Source organism: Couchioplanes azureus (assembly GCF_014648355.1).
In the GTDB taxonomy this organism is placed as follows: Bacteria; Actinomycetota; Actinomycetes; order Mycobacteriales; family Micromonosporaceae; genus Actinoplanes; species Actinoplanes azureus.
The window spans coordinates 1-21,561 of the sequence record NZ_BMQY01000002.1 but is presented as its reverse complement, the minus strand read 5'-3'; the positions used below and the strand labels follow the sequence as shown (position 1 = coordinate 21,561).

General features: G+C 72.1%; 14 protein-coding genes. 6 read left to right on the top strand and 8 right to left on the bottom strand.

Translation table 11 applies throughout. The features are described 5' to 3' along the window. Window positions 1–41 precede the first annotated feature (41 nt). Window positions 42–1,613 (bottom strand): methyl-accepting chemotaxis protein, encoded by a 1,572-nt coding sequence (locus IEY99_RS07395; protein ID WP_189200786.1) that lies wholly within the window; start codon window positions 1,611–1,613, stop codon window positions 42–44. Between the two features lie 297 nt (window positions 1,614–1,910). Between IEY99_RS07395 and IEY99_RS07390 the strand changes: the two genes are divergently transcribed. Further along, window positions 1,911–2,291 carry a response regulator transcription factor gene (locus IEY99_RS07390; protein WP_189200784.1) on the top strand — a complete coding sequence of 127 codons (381 nt, stop codon included), beginning with the start codon at window positions 1,911–1,913 and terminating at the stop codon, window positions 2,289–2,291. A gap of 118 nt (window positions 2,292–2,409) precedes the next feature. Further along, a complete protein-coding gene (locus tag IEY99_RS07385; RefSeq protein WP_194505961.1) occupies window positions 2,410–3,417 on the top strand; it encodes a helix-turn-helix transcriptional regulator in 1,008 nt (335 codons plus the stop codon). A 53-nt stretch (window positions 3,418–3,470) separates the two neighbouring features. Here IEY99_RS07385 and IEY99_RS07380 read toward each other — a convergent pair whose 3' ends face one another. Both IEY99_RS07380 and IEY99_RS07375 read right to left on the bottom strand, forming a co-directional pair. Next, on the bottom strand, window positions 3,471–5,177 hold the full coding sequence (locus IEY99_RS07380; protein ID WP_189200780.1) for a putative bifunctional diguanylate cyclase/phosphodiesterase: 1,707 nt from the start codon (window positions 5,175–5,177) through the stop codon (window positions 3,471–3,473). 35 nt (window positions 5,178–5,212) lie between these two features. Then, a complete protein-coding gene (locus IEY99_RS07375; protein ID WP_189200778.1) occupies window positions 5,213–6,793 on the bottom strand; it encodes a PAS domain-containing protein in 1,581 nt (526 codons plus the stop codon). A 214-nt stretch (window positions 6,794–7,007) separates the two neighbouring features. Here IEY99_RS07375 and IEY99_RS07370 point away from each other — a divergent pair, with 214 nt between their 5' ends. Beyond that, entirely contained in the window at window positions 7,008–8,642 is a 1,635-nt protein-coding gene (locus IEY99_RS07370) for a sensor histidine kinase (protein ID WP_189200776.1), read from the top strand. A gap of 36 nt (window positions 8,643–8,678) precedes the next feature. Here IEY99_RS07370 and IEY99_RS07365 read toward each other — a convergent pair whose 3' ends face one another. After that, window positions 8,679–10,196, bottom strand: coding sequence for a GGDEF domain-containing protein (locus IEY99_RS07365; RefSeq protein WP_189200774.1), 1,518 nt, complete (start codon window positions 10,194–10,196; stop codon window positions 8,679–8,681). A gap of 130 nt (window positions 10,197–10,326) precedes the next feature. Here IEY99_RS07365 and IEY99_RS07360 point away from each other — a divergent pair, with 130 nt between their 5' ends. After that, window positions 10,327–12,294 (top strand): S8 family serine peptidase, encoded by a 1,968-nt coding sequence (locus tag IEY99_RS07360; protein WP_189200771.1) that lies wholly within the window; start codon window positions 10,327–10,329, stop codon window positions 12,292–12,294. Between the two features lie 66 nt (window positions 12,295–12,360). Here IEY99_RS07360 and IEY99_RS07355 read toward each other — a convergent pair whose 3' ends face one another. The 4 genes from IEY99_RS07355 to IEY99_RS07340 all read right to left on the bottom strand — a co-directional run bounded on the left by IEY99_RS07355 (window position 12,361) and on the right by IEY99_RS07340 (window position 18,440). Next, a complete protein-coding gene (locus tag IEY99_RS07355; protein WP_229798288.1) occupies window positions 12,361–13,530 on the bottom strand; it encodes a glycoside hydrolase family 6 protein in 1,170 nt (389 codons plus the stop codon). Between the two features lie 3 nt (window positions 13,531–13,533). Beyond that, entirely contained in the window at window positions 13,534–15,486 is a 1,953-nt protein-coding gene (glxA, locus tag IEY99_RS07350) for a radical copper oxidase GlxA (protein ID WP_189200769.1), read from the bottom strand. Further along, a complete protein-coding gene (locus IEY99_RS07345; RefSeq protein WP_229798286.1) occupies window positions 15,483–17,249 on the bottom strand; it encodes a glycosyltransferase family 2 protein in 1,767 nt (588 codons plus the stop codon). Before IEY99_RS07345 ends, glxA begins: the two co-directional genes overlap by 4 nt. 498 nt (window positions 17,250–17,747) lie before the next feature. Continuing rightward, window positions 17,748–18,440, bottom strand: a complete 693-nt coding sequence (locus IEY99_RS07340) for a phosphatase PAP2 family protein (protein ID WP_189200765.1) — start codon at window positions 18,438–18,440, stop codon at window positions 17,748–17,750. A gap of 250 nt (window positions 18,441–18,690) precedes the next feature. Here IEY99_RS07340 and IEY99_RS07335 point away from each other — a divergent pair, with 250 nt between their 5' ends. Together IEY99_RS07335 and IEY99_RS07330 are read left to right on the top strand one after the other, a co-directional pair. Next, window positions 18,691–21,102 carry a putative bifunctional diguanylate cyclase/phosphodiesterase gene (locus tag IEY99_RS07335; protein WP_229798284.1) on the top strand — a complete coding sequence of 804 codons (2,412 nt, stop codon included), beginning with the start codon at window positions 18,691–18,693 and terminating at the stop codon, window positions 21,100–21,102. A 219-nt stretch (window positions 21,103–21,321) separates the two neighbouring features. Beyond that, window positions 21,322–21,561: cbb3-type cytochrome c oxidase subunit I (locus IEY99_RS07330; protein WP_373293307.1), on the top strand; the 240-nt coding region annotated here is incomplete at its 3' end.

Sequence of the window (21,561 nt, the reverse complement as noted above, 5' to 3'; positions counted from 1 at the left end):
GGTGTGGCGTGCTCACCCCCGGGCGATCCGCGGGAGCCGGGTCAGTAGCGGAAGCGGGAGACCAGCTCGTGGAGCTCCTGCGACGTGCGGGAGAGATCGTCGGCGGCCTGCGCGGTGGTGCCGGCGACCGCGGTCGTGTGGGCCTGGGCCTGTTCCACGACGGTGACGTTGCGGGCGATCTCCTCGGCGCTGCCGGCGGCGCCGGAGACGTTGCGGGCCATCTCGTTGGTGGTGGCGGTCTGTTCCTCGACGGCGGAGGCGATCGCCAGCTGGGCCTCGTTGATCCGGGCGATGATGTGCGAGATCTCCTCGATCGCGGTCACCGCGGCGTGGGTGTCGCCCTGGATCGCCTCGACCCGGCGGGCGATGTCCTCGGTGGCCTTCGCGGTCTCCTGTGCCAGGTCCTTGACCTCGCTGGCGACGACCGCGAAGCCCTTGCCGGACTCCCCGGCACGGGCGGCCTCGATGGTGGCGTTGAGGGCGAGCAGGTTGGTCTGCCCGGCGATCGCCGTGATGACCTTGACGACGTTGCCGATCTCCAGGGAGGAGTCGCCGAGCCTGGCCACGGTGGAGGTGGTGGACGCGACCATGCTGACGGCGTTGGCCGCGACCTCGGTGGCGGTGGTGGCGTTGCCGGCGATCTCCCGGATGGAGGCGGTCATCTCCTCGGTGCCCGCGGCGACGGTCTGCACGTTGTCGGAGACCGTGCCGGCGGCGGCCGACACCTCGCCGGTGCGGGAGGCGGAGTCCTGCGCCGACCTGTTCAGCTCTCTCGAGGACGCCGTCAGCTGCTCGGACGCGGCGGCCAACGACTGCGCCCGCTCGGCCACGCTGCGGACCGTCGCGGCCATGTGGCTCGCGAAGACGTTGAACCAGCGTGCGGTCCCGGCGATCTCGTCCGGCCCGTCCTCGTTCAGCCGGGCGGTCAGGTCGCCCTCGCCCTCGGCGACGTCGCGGAGCCTGTTCTGCAGCCGGCGCAGCGGTCCGGTGATCGAGCGGGTCACCGCGACGGCCACCGCCAGCAGCGCCACCAGCCCGAGGAGCGCGACGACCAGCGTGATGCTGCGGATCCAGGTCAACGCCGCCTGCAACTCGGCGGTCTCGTCGTCCAGCTGCTTCTGCAGCAGTTCACCCGCGGCGCTCAGGACGTCGTCGCTCTTGTCGTTGGCGGCCTGGATGTCGGCGTACCGGGCGCGGGCCGCCGCCTGGTCGGCGACCGCCGCGTCGACGAACGTGCCGAGCTGGGTGGTGTACTCCCGGCTGGCCGCCTCGACGGTGGCCACCGCCGCGGCCGCCTCGCCGTCCAGGCGGAGATCGTGCAGGTTCTGGACCAGCCCGAGCGCCTGGGCGGTGTCGTCGGCCACGTCGGCCTTCGCCTCGGCCGGATCGGCGACGACAAGGGCCTTGTAGGCGTCGACCTTCAGCTCGCTGGCCCGGGTGTCCAGTTGCAGGGCCAGCCGCCGCGCGGCCGACACCCGGTGGAACTCCTCGCTGACCTGCTGCACCTGCTGCACGCCGACGAGCACCGCCCCGACGATCGCCAGCGTCACCGCCAGGCCGACGCCGACGAGCAGGGTCAGCCGCCGGCCCACGCTCGAGATGACCCGCTTCATGATTCGACCCCTCCAGCTGACCGACCGGACGTCACCCGCCCGCCCCGGTGCCGAGGCGCAAGGCCAGGACCGCTCCGGAGAACCTGGAAGGTCGCGAACGCGGGAGGACCGCACCAGAGCGATCTTCATTCTTGACCGAAGCCGGCCCAGGGCGACGACCATTCCTGCGAATCGGCCGCGAAGCGCGGTTTCGCCCGTCATGCTGAGCCTCTGCCGTATCTCCCGCCGGACGTCCTCGTTCCCCTGGCATGGGAAGGGCTGCGCCCAGGGGGCGACCGGTGCGGGGGAGGTGTTGCCGTGGCTGTCATCGTGGTCGCTGACGACGACACCGACATGGCCGAGTTCGTGTCGTACTCCTTCGAGGTGGCCGGCCACACCGTCCACACTGCGCTGGACGGTGCCACGGCGCTCGAGCTGGCGCGCTCACACCGGCCCGACGTGGTGGTGCTCGATCACACGATGCCGGGGCTGACCGGCGTACAGGTCGCCGAGGCGCTGCGCGACGATCCCGCCACCGCCGGCGTAGCGGTGATCATGGTCAGCGGTCATCCTCCGGACCTGGCACAGGGTCTCGTCGATCGGCTCGTCACCAAGCCGATGGGCCCCCGGGAACTGGTCAAGGTGATCCGGGACGTTCTGGCGTCGAGAACCCCGCGCGACCCCGAAGGGCGGACGTAGCGGCGGCGGCATTACCTCTGCCGCCCCCGGATGGGCATAATGGACGGCGGCGGGGGTGGCCGGGTGTTCCGTCGATGCCTTGAGGTGATCCGTGGAGGTGTCCGCGGGCGGTGACCAGGTGGCCACCGAGATTGCCCGGATCGCCGTGGCGCCGGGAAGCCTGATCGAGCGGGCCGACGCGCTGCTGCGGCCGCTGCGCCGGGTACTCCGGTTCGATGCCGCCTGGATCAGCCTGCTCGACCCGGAGCGCCGGATGCAGCCGGCGCTGGTCTGCCAGGGTTACCCCGACGTGGTGCAGCGCTACGTGAACGGTCCGGCGCTGATGGACGACGTGGAACTGGTCGGTCTGCACCAGCAGAACGTGCCGTTGCGGCTCACCGACTCGCCCGTACCGATCAGCGAGGTACCCGTATGGGCCGAGTACCTGCACCCGGCCGGGTTCGGCCAGGGCATCGCGGTCCCGCTGGCCACCCCCGACGGCCGTTACCTGGGCATGTTCAACGCCAACACCGAAGACCGCGCGGCGATCGGTGACGACGTACGGGACCTGCTCGCCGCCCTGGCTCCGCTGATCGCGCACGCGGTCGACCCGCTGCGCACCCTGGCCGCGCTGGCGGGCGTCGTGGCCGGTGCCGTGGCGGGTGTGGCGCTGACCCGTGCCGGTGACACCGTGGCCCTGCCGGGGCTGCCGGCCGACCGGCTGCTGGCCGCCGGCTCGCCGGTGCCGGTGGTGGCCGGCGCCGCGGTCGGGCGGGGCGAGGTCCAGACGAAGTTCCTGGCGCCGCGCGACGGGACCGACGCGGCCGAGCTGGTGCAGGTGACCGGGCTGGCCTGTCCGCCGCAGCCCCCCGGATACCTGCGGGCGGTACTGCTGATCTCGCCGGCACCGCAGCTGCACGGCCTGACCCGCCGGGAGCTCGAGGTCCTCGGCCTGCTCGTGGAGGGCCACAGCGTCGCCGCCATCGCCGCCGCCCTGACCGCCAGCGTGCGCACCACGACCGGCCACCTGGAGCACATCATGGTCAAACTCGGCGCCGGCACGCGGGCCATGGCGGCCGTGCGCGCACTGCGCCAGGGCCTCTATCTGCCATCCGGGCTGCTGCCCGCCGACGGCGACGACCGCTGAGCCGGCGGCTCCCTGCGGCGCCGCCCGCAGGCCGGCCGGCGCGAGCCGAAGTATCAGCGCGATGCGGCGGCCGGCAGCGGCGGGTCGAACCGCACCAGCTCGGGGCTCTGCGGGCGGGCGAAGTGGTAGCCCTGCAGGAGGTCGACGCCGAGGGCGCGCAGCGCGGCGGCGGTCGGCTCGTCCTCGATGCCCTCGGCCACGACGGTCACGCCGAGGGACTTCGCCAGGTCGGTGACGGTACGCACGATAGCGGCGTGCGGGGCGGAGCCGACCATGCGGGACACGAAGCTCCGGTCGATCTTCAGCTCGTCGATGGGCAGCTCGGGCAGGAGCGCGAGGGAGGTGTAGCCGGTGCCGAAGTCGTCGACCGATACCCGTGCGCCGAGGTCGCGCAGGGCGGTCAGGCGGGTCGCGACCTGCTCCGGCCGGGTCATCATCGTGCTCTCGGTGATTTCGACGGTGAGCAGGTCGGCCGGCACCCGCTGCACCGCGAGCAGCGCGGCGACGGTCGCCACGGCCCGGTCCTGGGCGAGGTAGGCGGCGGAGATGTTGACCGAGACCGGCACGGGCGTCCCGGCCGCCCGCCAGATCGCGGCCTGGCCGATGGCCTCGGCGAGGACCCAGTCGGTGATGTCGAGGATGATGTCGGAGCGCTCGGCGTCGGGCAGGAATGCGCCGGGCGGCAGGATGCCGTGGTCGGGGTGTTCCCATCGGACGAGGGCCTCGACCCCGTGCGGGCGGCCGCTGGCGGCGTCGACGAGGGGTTGGTAGTGCAGGCGCAGCTGCCCCCGCTGGGTGGCGGTGCGAAGTTCCGCCATCAGTCGCAGGTCGGTGCCGCGGGCCGCGGCGGTGTGCGGATCCCACGTCTCGGTGCCGGTGCGGGACCGCTTGGCGGCCTGCATGGCCACGGTGGCCCGGCGCAGCAGGGTGTCGACGTCGTCGCCCGGGTCGGCGGCGTGGGCGACGCCGATGCTCATCTCCACGCTGACCGGGATGCCGCTGACGGTGAACGGGCCGCGGGCCCGCTGGGTCAGCTGGTGGGCGAGCCGCTCCGCCCACCCGCCGGGACCGGGCGCGGCGCCGGGTTCGGCGTCGCCGTCGGGGCGGCCGGCGAGCAGGACCGCGAACTGGTCGCCGTCGAGGCGGGCCACGACGTCGTCGGGCCGGGTCGCCTGGTCCAGCGCGGTGGCGACCTGGCGCAGGATCTGGTCGGCTCCCCGGTAGCCGAGGGCGTCGTTGATCTCGGCGAACCGGTCGAGGTCGATGACCAGCAGGGCGCCGGAGGAGTGCTCGCGCAGCCATTCCTCGCCGCGGGTGGTGAGGGCGTGGCGGTTGGCGAGTCCGGTGAGGGCGTCGGTGCGGGTGAGCCGGACGTAGCGGCGGGCCATGGCGGCGATGAGGTCGAGCATCGGCGCGATGCCGTAGCGCCCGTGCGGCCAGGTGACCAGGATGGCGTCGTCGCGGGTCGCGGGCGGCCGGGCCAGCGCCGCTTCCGCGGCGACGTCGACCGCCGTGCTGGCCCGCAGCTTCAGGGTCTCGGCCGCCGGCAGGTCACCCATGGTGGGCACGCGGTCGAGCCCGGGCACGGCGGCCTGCTCCACGTGGGCCCGGCTCAGCAGTCGCAGCTGTCCGTCGGCGGCGCGGACGACGGCTCCGGGCAGCAGCGGATTGCCGCGCAGCATCGCCTGGACCTCGGCGAGGGGTGTGCTCGCGGCGACCGGCTTCACCGGTACGGCGAGCTCTCCGACCTGGCGAGGCATGCGCTCCTGGTGTCCGGCGGGCGGCACGGTGCCGGTCATGACGGCGCCGGGCCGGCGGGCGGCGGGGTCAGGTCGCAGCAGACGCCGTCGAGCGTCGTGGGGTCCTCGGGCCGCGGGCGCAGCCGGATGAAGACCAGCCGCTGGACCCCGTCGTAGCCGATGATCCGGCAGGTGAGGTCGCCGGCCTGCCCGGCCCGTGTGGTCGCCCAGAAGGCCGCGTACTTCGACTGGTCCTCGGGGTGCACCAGCGCCGCGATGGCGGAGGCGAGGAAGTCGCCATGGGTCGTCATCGGCCCGCCGAAGATCTCCGAGCCGTCGGCGCTGCTGTAGACGCCGCGGACGCTGCCGTCGGGCTGGGCCTTCACCGTGAAGGCGTAGCCGCGCAGCGACGAGATGAGCTGGTTGAGGTCGCGGCGGGCGCGGGCGGAGTCGCGTTCGGCCTTCTTCTCCCGGGTACGGTCGAGCAGGAGCCCGTCCCAGACCAGGGTGCCGTCGGGAAGCCGCTCCGGGCGGCAGGTGCCCTGCAGGTAGCGCCGCTCGCCGGTGGGCAGGGTCGCGTGTCCCTCCCAGCGCCAGTGTTCGAGGCTGATCGCCGACGCGCGCATGCTCTCCACGATCGACCGGGTCTCCTCGGGGCCGAACAGGCTGGTGATGACGGTGGCGTCGGCGAGGACCGCCTCCGGCTCCACCCCGAAGACCTCCCGGCAGCCGTCGGAGACGTAGCTGAACTTCATCGCCCCGTTCGGGGCGAACTCGAACCGGCTCACCATGCCGGGCATGTTGCCGACGATCCGCTCGAAGCGTTCCTCGCTGCGGCGCAGCGCCTCGGCGCTGCGCCGGCGCTCGGTGTCGTCGATCGCGATGGAGCACACCCCGCGGGGCACCCCGGTCGGGTCGAGCAGGGGGAACCGGGTGACGATGTACTGCTGCAGCTCGTCCCCGGCGGGCAGCTCCTCCAGGGTGGTCGAGGCGGCCGCGCTGCGCAGCACCTGCTCGTCGCGCTCCTGGGAGACCGCGGCGAGCGCGGCGGGAAGCATGTCGGCCTGGGTGCGCCCGACCAGCTCGCCGGCGCCGACCTGGAAGCGTCGTTCGAACTCGCGGTTGACGAACAGGTACTTCCCGTCGGGGTCCTTGGCGGAGATCACCGCGGTGGTGTGGTCGAGGATGGCCTGCACCAGGGAGTTGCTCTCCCACAGCGCCTGCTCGGCCTCGCGCCGGCCGGTGCTGTCGTGGGCGAACGCGCAGAACCCGTCGGCGCCGTTGGCCATGGGGTCGATGGTGACCTCGATGAGCAGCTCCTGGCCGTCGCGGTGGCGGGCGGGCAGCTCCAGCCGCCGGCCCAGCCCGCTGGTGTCGCCGGTCACCAGATGACGGGTGAAGGCGACCAGGAACGCGGCCCGCATCCGCGGCGGCACGATCGTGTCGGAGACCGGCTGTCCCACGATCTCCGCGCGGGTCCAGCCGAACATTTGTTCCGCGGCCGGGTTCCAGTCCGTGACCAGGCCCAGCCGGTCGACACCGAGGTACGCCAGCGAGGTGGCACTCAGCGCGCCCGCCGGTGTCTCCGGGAAGGTCGCTGTCCGGACAGCGGCGCCGGCGGTTCTGTCAGCCCCCACAGAGCGATCCATCGGTCACCGCGGCGCGGAGCTGAGAATCCTGTCGTGGAACGCCCGGACCTTCGCTGCCGCGCGGTAGCGCCGACCGCGCCGCGGGGCGCCGGTTTCCGCCTCTGTGGCGCCGGCGATGCCGCTAGGCTGACGTTCTCCCCTGGAACCCGACCGGCCCGCAGCTGCGGCCGGCCCATCTGCGCGGCGAGTCACGGGGGGCGTCATGAGCGAGCCGGAGCCGGCGCCGGTCAGCTGCGACCACGGCGTGCTGGACGAGCCGCAGGCCGTGCTCGCCGCCGCCCTGGACGCCTACGTGGCCATGGACGCCGCGGGGCGGGTGGTCGGCTGGAACCCGTCCGCGGAACTCACCTTCGGGCACAGTCGTGCCGACGCGTGCGGCAGCGACGTCGCCGAACTGATCATCCCCGAGCGGTACCGGGCCGCGCACCGGGCGGGGCTGGACCGGCTCAATGCCGGCGAGCCGGGCCGGGTCCTCGGGCAGCGGCTGCGCCTGGAGGCCCTGCACGCCGACGGGCGCGAGTTCCCGATCGAGATGACCCTCACCGTCACCGACACCCCGGCGGGACGGATCTTCCACGGCTTCTGCCACGACGTCACCACCGCAGCCCGGCTCAGCCGCTTCGCCGCCGTCGAGGCCGGCATCTCCCGCGGGCTGGCCGAGGCGACCTCCACCGGCGCCGCCGCCCAGCGGGTCGTCGAGGCGCTCAGCCTCAAGATGGGCTGGCCGGTCGCCGAGCTGTGGCTCTACGACCAGGATCGCCAGGTGCTGCACTGCGCGGCGCGGCACAGCAGCCACGACCGGGCGCTCGGCCAGTTCGCCCTCACCGAGCTCGAACCCGGCACCGGGCTGCCCGGGCGGGTCCACCAGGGCGGCCGGTCGCTGTGGATCCGCGACCTGGCCACGGACACCGCGTCGTTGCGCAGCCGCGCCGCCGCCCGCATCGGCCTGCACGTCGCCGTCGGCGTCCCCGTCCGCAGCGGCGGCCACGCCCAGGGCGCCCTCTGCGTCTACGGCGACCACACCGAGGACCCGGAGGACGCCCTCACCGCCCTGCTGGCCGGGATCGCCGCCCAGGTCGGCCAGTACTGGGAACGGCGCCGCGCCGAGGAGCTCACCGTCGAGCTCGCCCGCACCAAGGACGAGTTCCTGGCCCTGGTGACCCACGAGCTCCGCAACCCGCTGTCGGTGATCACCGCCACCGCCGCGCTGCTCGAGGAGGAGCTCGAGGGCCTGCTCGACGCCGACCGGCAGCAGTACATGCACAGCATCACCCGCAACGCACGGCGCCTGTCCGTCCTGACCGACGACCTGCTCGACCTGGCCCGGCTGGAGTCCGGGCACCTGTCCATCGACCCCGCACCGACCGACCTCAGCGAGATCATCCGCACCAGCGTGACCAACCTGGCCGCCCGCACCGCCGCCAAGCACCTCACCGTGACCGTCGACGTGCCCGACCGGCTCGACCTCTACGCCGACAGCAGCCGCCTGCAACAGGTGGCCGACAATCTGCTCTCCAACGCCGTCAAGTACACCCCCGACGGCGGTGCCATCACGGTCACCGCCGCCGCCGACCCCGGGGCGGACGGACAGTCGCCGACGATCACCTGGAGCGTCGCGGACACCGGCATCGGCATCCCGGCGGCGGAACGACCCCACCTGTTCCGCCGGTTCTACCGCGCGTCCACCGCCGTCGAGCGGCGCATCCCCGGCACCGGCCTCGGGCTGGTCATCACCCGTACCATCATCGAACGCCACCACGGCACCATCACCCTGAGCGATCACGACGGGCCCGGCTGCACCTTCCACATCACCATCCCGGTCAAACCACCGCCGTAGCCGGCGTCCCGGCCGCTGAGCCGGTCGGGACGCCGCTCAGCGGGGCAGCAGAGGGATCCGCTCGCCGGCGCCGCGCGGCGGCAGCCCGGCGAGCGTTTGCGGCGGGACCGGGTGGGGCTCCGGGGACTCCGCGGCGACCACGCGATCGCGGCCGGCGTGCTTGGCGGCGTACAGGGCCTGGTCGGCGCGGGCCATGAGCGCGGTGGGGTCCTCCCGGCCGTCCCAGCTCGCCACGCCGGCGGAGAACGTCTGCCCGAACGGGGTCACGGCGCGCAGGGCGTCGATGCGCCGTACCGCGTCGGCAAGGGAGACGCCGGGGAGCAGCACGCCGAACTCCTCGCCGCCGTAGCGGGCCAGCAGGTCCTCGGGCCGCAGCCCCGTCTGCCAGGCGGCGGTCGCGTCGATGAGCAGGGTGTCGCCGGCCAGGTGCCCGTACGTGTCGTTGAACCGCTTGAAGTGGTCCACGTCGAGCAGGGCCACCACGACGGCCGATCCCGTCGACGCCGCGGTGGTCAGCATCCGGGCCACCGCCTCGTCCCAGGTCCGCCGGTTGGCCACGCCGGTGAGCCCGTCGCTGCGCGCCAGCGCCTTCAGCTGGTCGGCCTGTCGCTGGGCGTGTGCCGCCAGTCCGTGCATGCGGACGAGCACCAGCAGGAACATCACGGTGGAGCCGGCGGCGATCACCACCCAGGGGATGTGGTCGGCGGCGGTGATGCCGTGGAAGGCGAGCATCGCCGGGGCCAGCAGCGCCGCGCCGGTGAGCGAGATCAGCCGGGTCCGGGACAGCCGGGTCCGCTGCTCCGGATGGATGCGGGACAGCTCCACCATCGACGGGTGCAGGGCCGCCAGGGACCAGGCCAGGAACGAGCCGAGCCAGAAGACGTCGGAGAGCAGGTTCAGGTAGTTCTCGTCGAGGCTGACCAGGCTGGTGAAGGTCGAGTCGCCGACGGTCACCAGGACCAGTGCCAGGGACAGCGCCCAGTAGCTGGGGGTGCGCGCGCCGCGCGTGGTGAACAGGCGGGTGGCCATCACCAGCAGCATGAGGTCACCCGCGGGATAGGCCATCGCGACGGTGCGCTCGGCCAGGCCCATCGAGGTGGCCGCGGTGAGCGGCGCGATCACGTACGTCCAGGCGAGCATCACCAGCGCGGTGGTCAGGATGCCGGCGTCGATCAGCCCGGCCCAGTCCCGGCCGTGCCGGCGGGCCCGGATCAGCAGGAACATCGCGGCGATCAGCAGCGGGTAGCCGGCGACGAAGAGGGCGTCGGCGGGGGAGGGGTACGGGTCGTCGCCGGTGAGGTAGTAGTAGGCGAAGATCAGCTCGCCGCCGAACCAGCAGGCCTCACCGGCCGCGAACAGGTACCACAACCGGGCCCGCGCCGGACGGTTGTGGCGCACGCCCAGCACCACGGCGGCCACGGCGACCGCGACGAACCCGTCGTAGTAGACCCAGCTGACCCAGTGGTCCTGCGGGAGGACGGCGTACCCGGCGATCAGCGCGCAGCCGACGGCCAGCCACCCGTACCACAGCCGGCCGGCACGTCGCTGATCCACCTGGGCTCCATCGGCGGACCCCTGCCGGAGTTGAGAACTTCCGCACCCGTACACCCACAGGCCACCGAAAGCCTCGCCGCCACAGTGACAAGCCGCAGCGGCATGCTGCGACGTCACTAGGAGGATCCACGTGCTCACCCGCCTGCTCGTCCCGCCCCTCGTCGGCCTGCTGGGGGCCGCGCTCGCCGCCGTCGGCGTCATGCCCGCCGCGGCGCAGGCGGCCCCGGACGGCCCGCGCACCTATCTGGTCCAGCTGTCCGGTGCACCCGTGGCCACCTACTCCGGCGGCGTCGCGGGGATCCCGGCCACCCGGCCGGCCCGCGGCCGCCTCGACGTGGCGAGCCGTGACGCGCGGGCGTACCGGGAGCGGCTGCGCGAGCGGCAGCGGGAGGTGCTGCGGCGGGCTGGGCTCGCCGAGGACCGGATGCTGGCCGAGTACCAGACGGTCTACAACGGCTTCGCGGCCCGGCTCACCGGCCGGGAGTCCGCCCGGCTGCGTGCCACTCCGGGCGTGGTGCAGGTGGTGCAGAGCCGGCAGCGGCGGGCCGCCGCGACGCCGCCGGAGGTCCTCGGGCTCACCGGTGACGCCGGCGCCTGGAAGCAGCGCTTCGGCGGTGCCGGGTCGGCCGGCGAGGGCACCATCATCGGCGTGATCGACAGCGGGATCTGGCCGGAGAGCGAGACCTTCGCCCCGCTGCCGGAGCCCCGGCCGGACCAGGCGGTGATCGACGCGAAGTGGCGCGGCGACGGATGCCGCAGCCAGACCGGCCCGGACGCGGTCGCGTGCAGCAACAAGATCATCGGCGCCCGGACGTTCAGCGCCGGGCTCGAGGGCGGCCTGCCGCCGCAGGAGTACCGCTCCGCGCGGGACCGCAACGGTCACGGGTCGCACGTGGCCTCCGTCGCCGCCGGGAACCACGACGTGGCGGTCACCACCGCGGCGGGCGAGAGCCTGGGCCGGATCAGCGGCATGGCACCGGCGGCCCGCATCGCCGTCTACAAGGCGGTGTGGCACCGGCAGGACTGGTTCGCGATGGGCGAGACGGTCGACCTCGTCGCGGCCATCGAGCAGGCCGTGCTGGACGGCGTCGACGTGATCAACTATTCGGTCGGCAACGGCGGCGGCACCGAGCTGACCGCCGAGGACGTGGCCATGTTCAACGCCGCGGCCGCCGGGGTGTTCGTCGCCGCCGCGGCCGGCAACGACGGCAGGCCCGGTTCGGTGGGCAACACCATGCCGTGGGTGACCACCACCAGCGCCACCGACCTGGGCACCACCGCGGTCGACGAGCGGTCCTCCGTCGGGCCGGTCGCCATCAACGGCGCCGACCTCACCAAGCCGGACCTCGCCGCGCCGGGCGACAACATCCTCGGCGCCTGGTCGCCGCCGGCGTACAACGACGAGAAGTGGCTCGCGTACGGCGGTACGTCGATGGCCAACGCCCACGTCGCGGGGCTCGCCGCCCTGGTACGCCAGAAGCACCCGGCGTGGTCGCCCGCCGCGGTCCGGTCGGCGCTGATGAGCACCGCCCGCCAGTCGGCCCCGTCCGGCCTGCCGATCACCCACGGCGGCCGGGGCCCGGCCGACGCCCTGCACTTCGGCGCCGGCGTGCCCCGCGTCGACCAGGCGGTGAACCCCGGCCTGGTCTTCGACTCCACTCCCACCGAGTGGTTGCGGTACGTGTGCGCCATCGGCCACGGCGCCGAGTTCGACAAGCTCGCCGCCGGCCGTACGGCCGGGGCGTGCGCGCCCGGGGAGCGCATCGAACCGAGCGACCTCAACTACCCGTCGATCGCGGTCGGCAGCCTCGGCCGGTCCCGTACGGTGACCCGCACGGTCACCAACGTCTCGGGCGACGAGAGCGTGTACACCGCCGCGGTGCAGGCCCCCGCCGGCACGTCCGTGACGGTGGCCCCGGACCGGCTCACGCTGCGCCCCGGTGCGTCGGCCACGTTCACCGTGCGGATCGATCGCAGCACGGCGCCGGGTGCCGGCTTCGCGCACGGCGCGGTCACCTGGAGCGACTCCACCGGTCATGTGGTGCGCAGCCCGCTGACCGTCGGCTCGCCCGGCGAGGACCAGCAGTCGGTGCGGTAGTGCCGGTCCGCCTCGCGGGTTTGCCCGGGTCACCGGGCAAACCCGCCGGCCCGGGCCCCGGACCCGTCAGCGGGCGAGGGAGAGGGCGTAGTCGGCCCACCACTGGCCGGCCGGCGGGGCGCCGTTGCCGCAGGCGCCGTCGGACTCGCCCGGCCGCTTGATCCACAGGTACGCGTCGACGAGAGCGTTCCCGGTGTTCGTCGTCGGCGCCTCGCCGAGCTTGCGGCCCACCGGGTTGCACCAGTGCTCGTTGCCGTTCGGGCCGCGCGCCGCGGGCCCGTTGCCGTTGCGGCTCGTGTCCACGACGAAGTGCGCGCCGTCGAGCTTGCGGGACAGCTGCGTGCCGTACGCGACGTTCTTCGTGGTGGTCTCGAAGTTCGCCACGTTGAGGGAGAAGCCGTTGCTGCGCTCCACCCCGGCCTGGCGCAGGGCGTCGGCCAGCTTGCCGGTGTCGGTGATCCAGGTCGGGTTGCCCGCGTCCAGGTAGACGCTCACCCCGGGGTTGCGGCCCAGCGTGTCGATGGCCTCCCGGAGCAGCATGAACCTCTCGGCCTTGCGCCCCTCGTCCAGGCAGCCCTGCACCGCCTGGGCGACCGCGTCCGGCTCCAGGATCACGACGGCCTTGTGACCCTTGAGGGCGTTGGCCATCGACGTGACGTAGGACCGGTAGGCGTCCGCGCCGGACGCACCGCCCGCCGAGTGCCCGGAGCAGTCGCGGTGCGGGATGTTGTACATCGTCAGCACCGGCAGCTTGCCGGCGCCGGCCGCACTGGTGACCAGCTTGCGGGCCCGCGACGTGTAGCCGGTCGAGGAGTCGGCGAACCAGGTCGCGGTGGGCCGGTCGGCGATCTTGCGGATCAGCTGGGCGTCCGCGCCGCGGCCGGCGTTCTGGAAGTCCTGGACCTGCCGGCTGGCCGGGCCGCTGCGGTCGACGTAGAGCGCCTTGCCGGCGAGCGTGCCGCCGACCGGCCTGGCCGGTGCGCTGCTGGGCTTGGCCGGCGGCCGGCTCGGCGACGGGGAGGGGAGCGACGTGGCGCCACCCAGGCTGGACGAGGGCAGCGGGGTGGGGCTGCCGGCGACGGCGCTGGGCGTGCTGGCGCCCGCGGCGCTCTGCTCGGCGGGTTGCTCGTCGTCGCGGGTGGCCACCGTCAGGCCGATGCCCGCGGCGACCGCGACCATCGCGGACGCCGCGAGCACCAGTGGGCCGCGGCGCGGCGGCTTGGCGTGGCTGGCCATGGATCAGAGCACCTGGACCCAGCGGGCCACCGAGGGCACACCCTTGTCGTCCAGCAGGAACAGCATGTACCAGCCGGACGGCACCAGGCCCTTCGTCTGGGGGATGGACAGGTCCAGGGTGTCGGTGCCCTTGGGGGTGATGTCCACCGCGACGGAACGCTGGTCGACGTCCAGCACGTGGGTGACCGCGCTGGGCCGGACCAGCCGTGCCGCGGTGATCCGCGCCGCCTCCGGGCTGGTGAACTCCACGGTGGTTCCGCGCTTCACCTCGGTCGGGCCGCCGGTGATGGTCGGCCGGGAACCCCGGAAGAGGTACGGCGGCGAGTACACCTCGATGCGCTTCTCGAAGGTGCCCGGGCCCTTGCCCGACTCGTCGTACAGCGGGTCGCCGCCCATCGTGACGACGCGGCCGTCGGGCAGCAGGATCGCCTCGGAGTGGTAGTTGCGGCCCACCGTCGACTCGGCCGCCGTCGCGAACGCGTTCTCGGCCGGGCGGTAGATCTGCGCGTTGAACAGGTCGCTGCGGGTCTGGTCGCCGTACCTGCCGCCGCGGTATCCCGAGGAACCGCCGGTGGTGAAGACCGTGTCGTCGGGCAGCAGCACGGCGCTGAGGTAGCGGGCCGGCTCGGGCAGGTCCGGGCCGGGCTCGTACCGCGGGTTCTTCTTGGTCAGGTCGATGATGTCGGTGCGCCTGGTGGAGACCTCGGACTCGCCGACCCCGCCACCGCCGAAGATCATCACCTTCTGGTCCTGCGCGGGGGCCAGCAGCACGGAGGAGCTCGTCTCGGTCAGCTTCGGGTCACGCAGGCCGGGAACCTCCGTGAACTTGTTGTTCCGGACGTTCCAGATGCCCGGGGTGCGGCCCTCGGTGTCCGAGCCGTAGCCGGCGTTGGAGCCGGAGTAGAAGAAGTTGCCGTCCTGCATCATGTGGAATGCCGGGTAGGTCGGGAACGTCCGCTTGAGTTCCGGGGCGTCGACCCACTTCTTCTGCGAGGCGATGTACTTCTCGTTGTTGCCCGGGATCATCCGGCCGAACTGGTCCAGGCCCGACACGGCCAGCACGTCGCCGTTCGGCAGCTCGGCGAGGGTCGGGTACCAGCGGTGCTTGACCATGTCGCCGACCTTGACGTACCGCTCGGTCTTCGGATCGAACTCGTACGACGTCTTGTCCCCGGCGTACTCCTGCTTCTCCCGCGTGATCTTGTCCGAGACGCCGTAGATGTTCCGCTCGTCCGCCCCGGTGAGACCCTTGACGGCGTACTGCGCCGGCTGCTCGACGATGGGGCCGTCGCCCTTCTTGACGGCGTCCACCCAGACCTCGACCTCGCCGGCGTGGGTCATCACCTCGCCGCCGTGCTGCATCGTGGTGGCCGGGGGCAGGATCACGTCCTCGCGGGTCTTGTACTCGTTGCCGTCCTTCGACACGACCCGGGTGCCCTTGGGGAACTTGCGCGGACCGCCGGCGACCGACTCGTTCTTCAGCTTCATCACGCCGTACGCGTGCTCGATGTCCTTCGGCAGGACCTCGTACTCCTTGGTGCCGCCGGCGATCAGCAGGTTGCCGTTGGGCAGGAAGGTGTGCCCGGCGCAGAAGACGTCGGTGGGCGTCGGCACCTCGGAGAACTCCTCCGACGCGGGGTCGTAGATGACCGTCCGGAAGGTGCCCGCCTCGAACGCGTCCCGGTTGTTGCCGCTACCCGCGATGATGAGCACCTTGCCGGTGTTGAGCAGGGCCGCGTGGATCGCGTTGACCCGGAAGTCGCGCGGGACCGGCAGCCGGGCCCAGTGCCCGTACTTCTCCTTGTAGGACTGCCGGTTGATGGAGTACTCGTGCAGCGCGTCGGCGGCGGCGGCGACCATCGGCCGGTTCACCACCACGACGATGCCCAGGACCAGGAGTGCGACCAGGCCACTGCCGAGTCGCCTGGCGAATGCGGGGCGGTTGCGGGGCTTCATACGTACGTCTTCTCCATCGTCCTCGGATCCAGGGCACGCCTCTTGCCCTTGGGGCGCTGCAGGGTCTGGATCTTCCACACGGTGATCGGTAGCAGGCAGATCACGAGGTTGAGGCTGGGCCACAACCACATCGCGCCGTCCACGTGCCCGAGGAACGGCGAGACCGCCAGCAGCGCGGCGTAGAACGCCGCCCAGGACAGGCTGTGCTTGAAGGTCAGCGGGCGGTCCGGGCTGGTCGAGTCGCCCTTGGGCGTCACCACGAAACCGGCCTTGCGGCGCAGCAGCGCGCCGACGAACGACGACACGTAGATCGGGGTCGACAGGGTCGAGACCAGCATCCCGGGCAGGCCGGACGAGCCGTCGTCCTCGTGCGGGCTCACGTTGTGCCGGCGGTTGAACAGGTACAGGCCGATCTGGAACAGCGCGGCGTCGACGTACAGCATCAGCCACACCTCCTGCGGCACCTGCACGCCCTTCGCGCCGAGCAGCAGGTAGCAGGCCGCGACGCTGGCGCCGAGCACCCAGGCGAGCGCCGTCAGGGGGTAGTACGACATGAGCAGCGCGTAGTGGAACGCCCGTCCGAAGCCGAGCTTCCACCACAGCTTGCCGAACTGCCGCACGACCACCTCGTCCGTGCCCCGGGACCACCGGTGCTGCTGGCTGAAGTAGTCGGTCCAGGAGGACGGTCCCTCGCCCACGGCGAGCACGTCGGGGGTGTAGACCGAGCGCCAGCGCTTGCCCGTCTCCGGGTTGTTGGTGCTGTGCATGACCAGGCTGGTGGCCATGTCCTCGGTGATCGAGTCCTGCAGGCCGCCGATGCTGCGCAGCGCGGAGATGCGCACCGCGTTGTTCGTGCCCACCAGCATCGCGATACCGCGCTTGTTCCCGGCCCGCTGCAACAGGGAGTGGAACAGGTACTGCTGAGACTCGGCCCAGCGGGTCACCACGCTGTCGTAGTTGCCGTAGACCTGGGGGCCGACGACGAACCCGACGTCCGGGTCGCGGAAGTAGCCGAGCAGGCGCTCGCAGAAGTTCGGCTGCGGCACGTGGTCCGGGTCGACCGAGACGAACACGTCGTACGAGTCGCCGTGCCGGTCGATCCAGGAGTTGTAGTTGCCGTGCTTGGTCTTCGCCTTGAAGGCGCCCGCCTCGGTGTTGTACTGGGCCAGGCCCTTGCGGCTGTAGTGCCGTACGCCGATGCGCCGGCACATCTGGCGGACCTCGGGGCTGTCACCCTCGTCGAGCAGCCAGACGTCGTACGGGCCGGCGTACCGGATGTCCATGGCGGCGCTCAGCGTGCGCTCCACCATCTCCAGCGGCTCCTTGCCGGGCACGATGGTGGTCAGGAAGGCCACCCGCAGCGTGGTGTCCGGGACGACCGGCTGGGGGTCGCGGGCCCAGATCGTCGCCAGGCACAGGGTGACGACGTTGAGCAGCCGGAACAGCTCGATCAGCGTCGTCGCCACGATCATGAAGACGGTGGCGGCGAACAGCACCGGTCGCAGGTCCGGATCGGGCAGCTCGATGGCGGCGAGCAGCCAGCCGAAGAACGTGCTCTCGAAGGCGAAGGCGAACAGCGTGATGAACACGGTCGCGACCGGCCGCCGCCGGGCGAGCCGGCGCATCTTCACCCGGTAGGGCTCGCGCGCCGTCCCGTCCGGCCGCTCGGAGGGGCCGGCGAGCACGCTGTACGCGCTGTAGCTATACCGTGACGGAAGGATAAGCGTCTGGTCGTTGCCGGTGCTCAGCCTGTCATGGTCCAACCTCGATCGTGGCACGGGGATGACCCGGGTGTCGTCCACGGACCGCCGTTCGGAGTAGTGGTGTTCGGATCCCGAGGATGGGGTCTGAACAACGCTCATCGACAACCTTTCACGTTGGGCTGGGACCCGGTCGGGCGGAGCGCGCGAGAATCTGCGATAGTCGATGCCACTCGTCGCCGACCATGCTCACTTCGACACGCTCCGTAGTACTACCATCAGTGACTATCGATGCGTCTCCAGCCTTTGAGCTGCGTCGATGTCGCAATGCAGGGCTACCCAAGGTGGCACTTTTAAATTGCGATTAGGTAAACAAGATCAAAATGGAGTTCTTCGTCACTCCGCGTTCATAGGGGTATGCGGCAATTTCCCGAATTGCCGGGCAGCTGTTTCGTGCCACGACATTTGCGTCGTCAACGGAATCGCCCCGGCTCCATCGTGCGGCCGGGCGGTTGGCCGGCTTTGTCGGAATAGACCTTTTTGCCGAATAAATGGCGAATGTCAGGCGCGGAGGAATCGGCGCGGAATCGCGGCCTGCCGGACCCGGTATGACCCTTCGGGGAGAAATGCCCGGGCCATCACCCACACGCAGACTCCGCCGTTGAGAAACGACGCCACGACGTCGGTGGGGTGGTGCATGCCGCGGTACATCCGGGTCAGTGCCACCCCGGCCGGAATGATCAGCAGAAGCCAGCAGGCCGCTCTGAGGCCGGTGCGGTGCGTCAGGCGTACCAGCAGGACGGCCAGCCCCAGATAGAGGGCGACCGCCGCGGAGGTGTGCCCGGACGGGAAGCTCGAGGTCGGCGGCGAGGTGTCCATGTGGTCGACGTCCGGCCGGGTCCGGTCGATCGCCAGGGTGGTCAGGTAGAAGATGATCGCCTGGGCGGTGACCGCCGCGCACAGGAAGACCGGCTCCCGCCACCGCCGGAGCACCAGCCGCAGCACCAGCGCGGCCAGCGCGGTCACCGCGACGATGGCGGGGGTGCTGGCCAGGGTGCTGAAGACCAGCGAGACGGCGTTCCACTCGGCGGTACGCTCCCGCTCGAGCTCCCGGTTGACGGAGTCCTCGACGGTGAGCGGCCACATGTGCACCATCACCTTGGTGACGAGCAGGCCGAGCGCGACCATGACGCCGAGCAGCAGGGCCACCGGCAGCAACACCCGCGTGAGGGCCCGAACGACGACATCCGACATGGCCGCGCCTTTACCCGACCCGGCCTCCTGTTACGCCTGGGGCAGTTCTGCCTCGCGTGGCCACCGTGGTCGGTGAGAATTCACTCTTCCGTGTCGGTTCCTTGCGCCTCGAACTCCGCTCACCCACCGGGCCGATGCCGGCCCAGCCGTCGGTCGGGTGCGGGTTGCTACCTTGCGGGCGCCGGCTCGCACCGGAGTGACAACCGTCGTCGCGTATCCATGAGGTGACCTGAGGAAGGGAGCGGCCGACATGGTGTCGACCACCGCGGCCGGACCGTCGCCGATAGCGCAACAGGCCCACGCCGTGTCAGCGAGGCTGCGGCGGCTGCGCCGGTACGCCTGGCGATACGTCAGCGGCCTCGGCGCGGCCACCGTCCTGGCCGGCCCCTTGCTGCCCTGGGGCGCGACGCAGGCCCTGTACGGCCTCGCGGGGCTGGGCTCCCTCGCCGCGGCCGCGGTCGGCATCCGGCTGCACCGGCCGGCGCTGGCCCGTCCATGGTGGCTGCTGGTGGCCGCGATCTCCGCGGCGACCCTCGGCAACGTGTACTGGACCGTGGAGTTCTCCCTCACCGGGCAGCGGATCCCGTTCGGTTCGCTCGGTGACCTGATCTATCTCAGCGCCTATCCGCTGCTGATCGCCTCGCTCTGGACGATGGCCGGGTGCCGGTCGCGCCGCAGCGGCATGGTGGACGCCGCCATCGTGACCAGCGGCCTCGCCGTGCTCATGTGGACGCTGGTGATCGACGGCTTCCTGGACGGCTATCCGCTGAGCGGCGCCCGGCTGGCGATCGCGATGGCGTTCCCCCTCTTCGACCTCGCGGTGGTGACGGTCACCGCGCGGCTGCTGTTCACCGGGTCCACGCCCCCGATGAGTCACCTGCTGGCAGCCGTCATGGTCTCCGCGCTGATCACGGCCGACATGGTGCACTTCGCCGACACGGCCGGCAGTGTCGTCGGCGAGGTCGCGCACAACCCGGTGTCCACCGCCGGCTGGCTGCTCGGGCTGGTCTTCGCCGGCGCGGCGGCCACGCACCCGTCGATCAGCCGCCCCACCGAGGCGGGCCCGCTGCGGCTGCGGCTGGGCCTCGGGTTGCAGCCCGGACTGCAGATCCTGCTGGCCTTGCTGGGCCCGGCGGTCACGGCGGTCTCCCTGCTCGACGAGCTCACCGCCGGCAACGCCGAGCCGGCCGACGTCCTGGTTCCCCTGGTCGCCACCGCCGTCATGTCGATGCTGCTCGTGATCCGGCAGCAGCAGTTCGCCCGGACCGCCACCGCGCGCGCCGCGGACCTGGCGGTGCAGGCGCGCACCCTCACCGAGGCCCTGGAGGAGCAGCGCGCGCTGCAGGACCGGCTGAGCCACCAGACGCTGCACGACCCGCTCACCGACCTGGCCAACCGGCTGCTGCTGCAGGAACGCCTCGGGCACGCCCTGACCCGCCGGTCCGGCACCCACGGCCTGCTCCTGCTCGACCTGGACGGCTTCAAGGACGTCAACGACACGCTCGGCCACCCTGTCGGCGACGAGCTGCTGATCGCGGTCGCGATGCGCCTGGGTGCCCTGGTGTCCGACGGCGACACCCTCGCCCGGCTGGGCGGCGACGAGTTCGCCATCCTGCTGGAGGACACCGATCCGGAGCGTACGGTCGCGGTCGCGACCGCCGTGCTGGAGGCGGTCCGCCAGCCGTTCACGGTCGCCGGGGTGGAGCTGTCGCTCACCACCAGCATCGGCCTGCACACGGTACGGTCGCCGGCCACCGTCGCGGACTCGCTCCGCGACGTCGACCTGGCCCTGTACGCGGCGAAGTCCGCCGGCAAGAACCAGGTCGCGGTCTTCACCGACTGGCTGCGCAGCGAGCGCCAGGACTATGCCCACACCGTGGCGGGGCTGCGCCGCGCCCTCAAGGACGACGAGTTCGAGCTGCACTACCAGCCGCTGGTGGACCTGGCGACGGGAGCCGTCCGCGGGGTGGAGGCGCTGCTGCGCTGGACCCCGCCGGGCCAGCGGCCGGTGCCGCCGAGCGCGTTCATCCCGGTCGCCGAGCAGAGCGGTCTGATCGGCCCCATCGGGGACTGGGTGCTGCACCGGGCCTGCACCGAGGCGCGGACGTGGTACGAGCGCTACGGCATCACGGTGTCGGTCAACGTGGCCGGACCGCAGCTGCGCGACCCCGGTTTCCCCGACACCGTACGGCGGGTGCTGCGCGAGACCGGCCTGCCGCCGCGGGCGCTCACCCTCGAGATCACCGAGACCGACCTGGTCGCCACCACGATGGCCGAGGCGGACGAGGTGATCGCCCGGCTGGTCCGGATCCGCGAGTGGGAGGTCCGGGTCGCCATCGACGACTTCGGCACCGGCTACTCGTCCCTGTCCTACCTGCGCCAGCTGCCGGTCGACATCCTCAAGATCGACCGGGCGTTCATCCCGCAGGACCGCGGCGACGGGGGCTTCGGGCCCGACGACCTGACGCTCACCCGGGCCATCGTGGACCTCGGCGCCAGCCTGCGGCTGACCACGGTGGCCGAGGGCGTGGAGACCGCCGCCCAGGCGGACATGCTCCGCGAGCTGAACTGCCCGGTGGTGCAGGGATACCACTTCTACCGCCCGATGCCCGCCCACGACCTGGTGGCGGTCCTGGCCGGTCCGGTCGCGGCGGCCGCCTGAGCCCCGGGACCCGCGAGGCCCACCGCCGGGTCCCGGTCCGGGACGGGCCCGAGACGATGCCGCGGCGGCCGCGGATGAGCGCGGGCATTCGCCCGCGGAGCACGGCGCCGCTCGACGGTGATGTCTCAATGGCCCTGAAATCCAGCGATTCGCTCCGTTAGAAGCCTATAACAGGGGGTAGACGCCTGTTTCGTGAACGCGGCAGCCGAGGAGCGACCCATGACCACCGTCTCACCGCGTCCCGTGCGCACCCGGCCGCACCCTGTGCGCCGGCAGGTGAAGGGGTCGGCCCTCGCGCGGATCCTGCGCACGACGGACGCGAAGCAGATCGGGATCATGTACATGGTCACGTCGATCGTGTTCTACGTGGTCGGCGGCTTCCTGGCCCTGCTCATCCGTACCGAGCTGGCCCGCCCCGGCATGCAGGTCCTGTCGCCCGAGCAGTACAACCAGATGTTC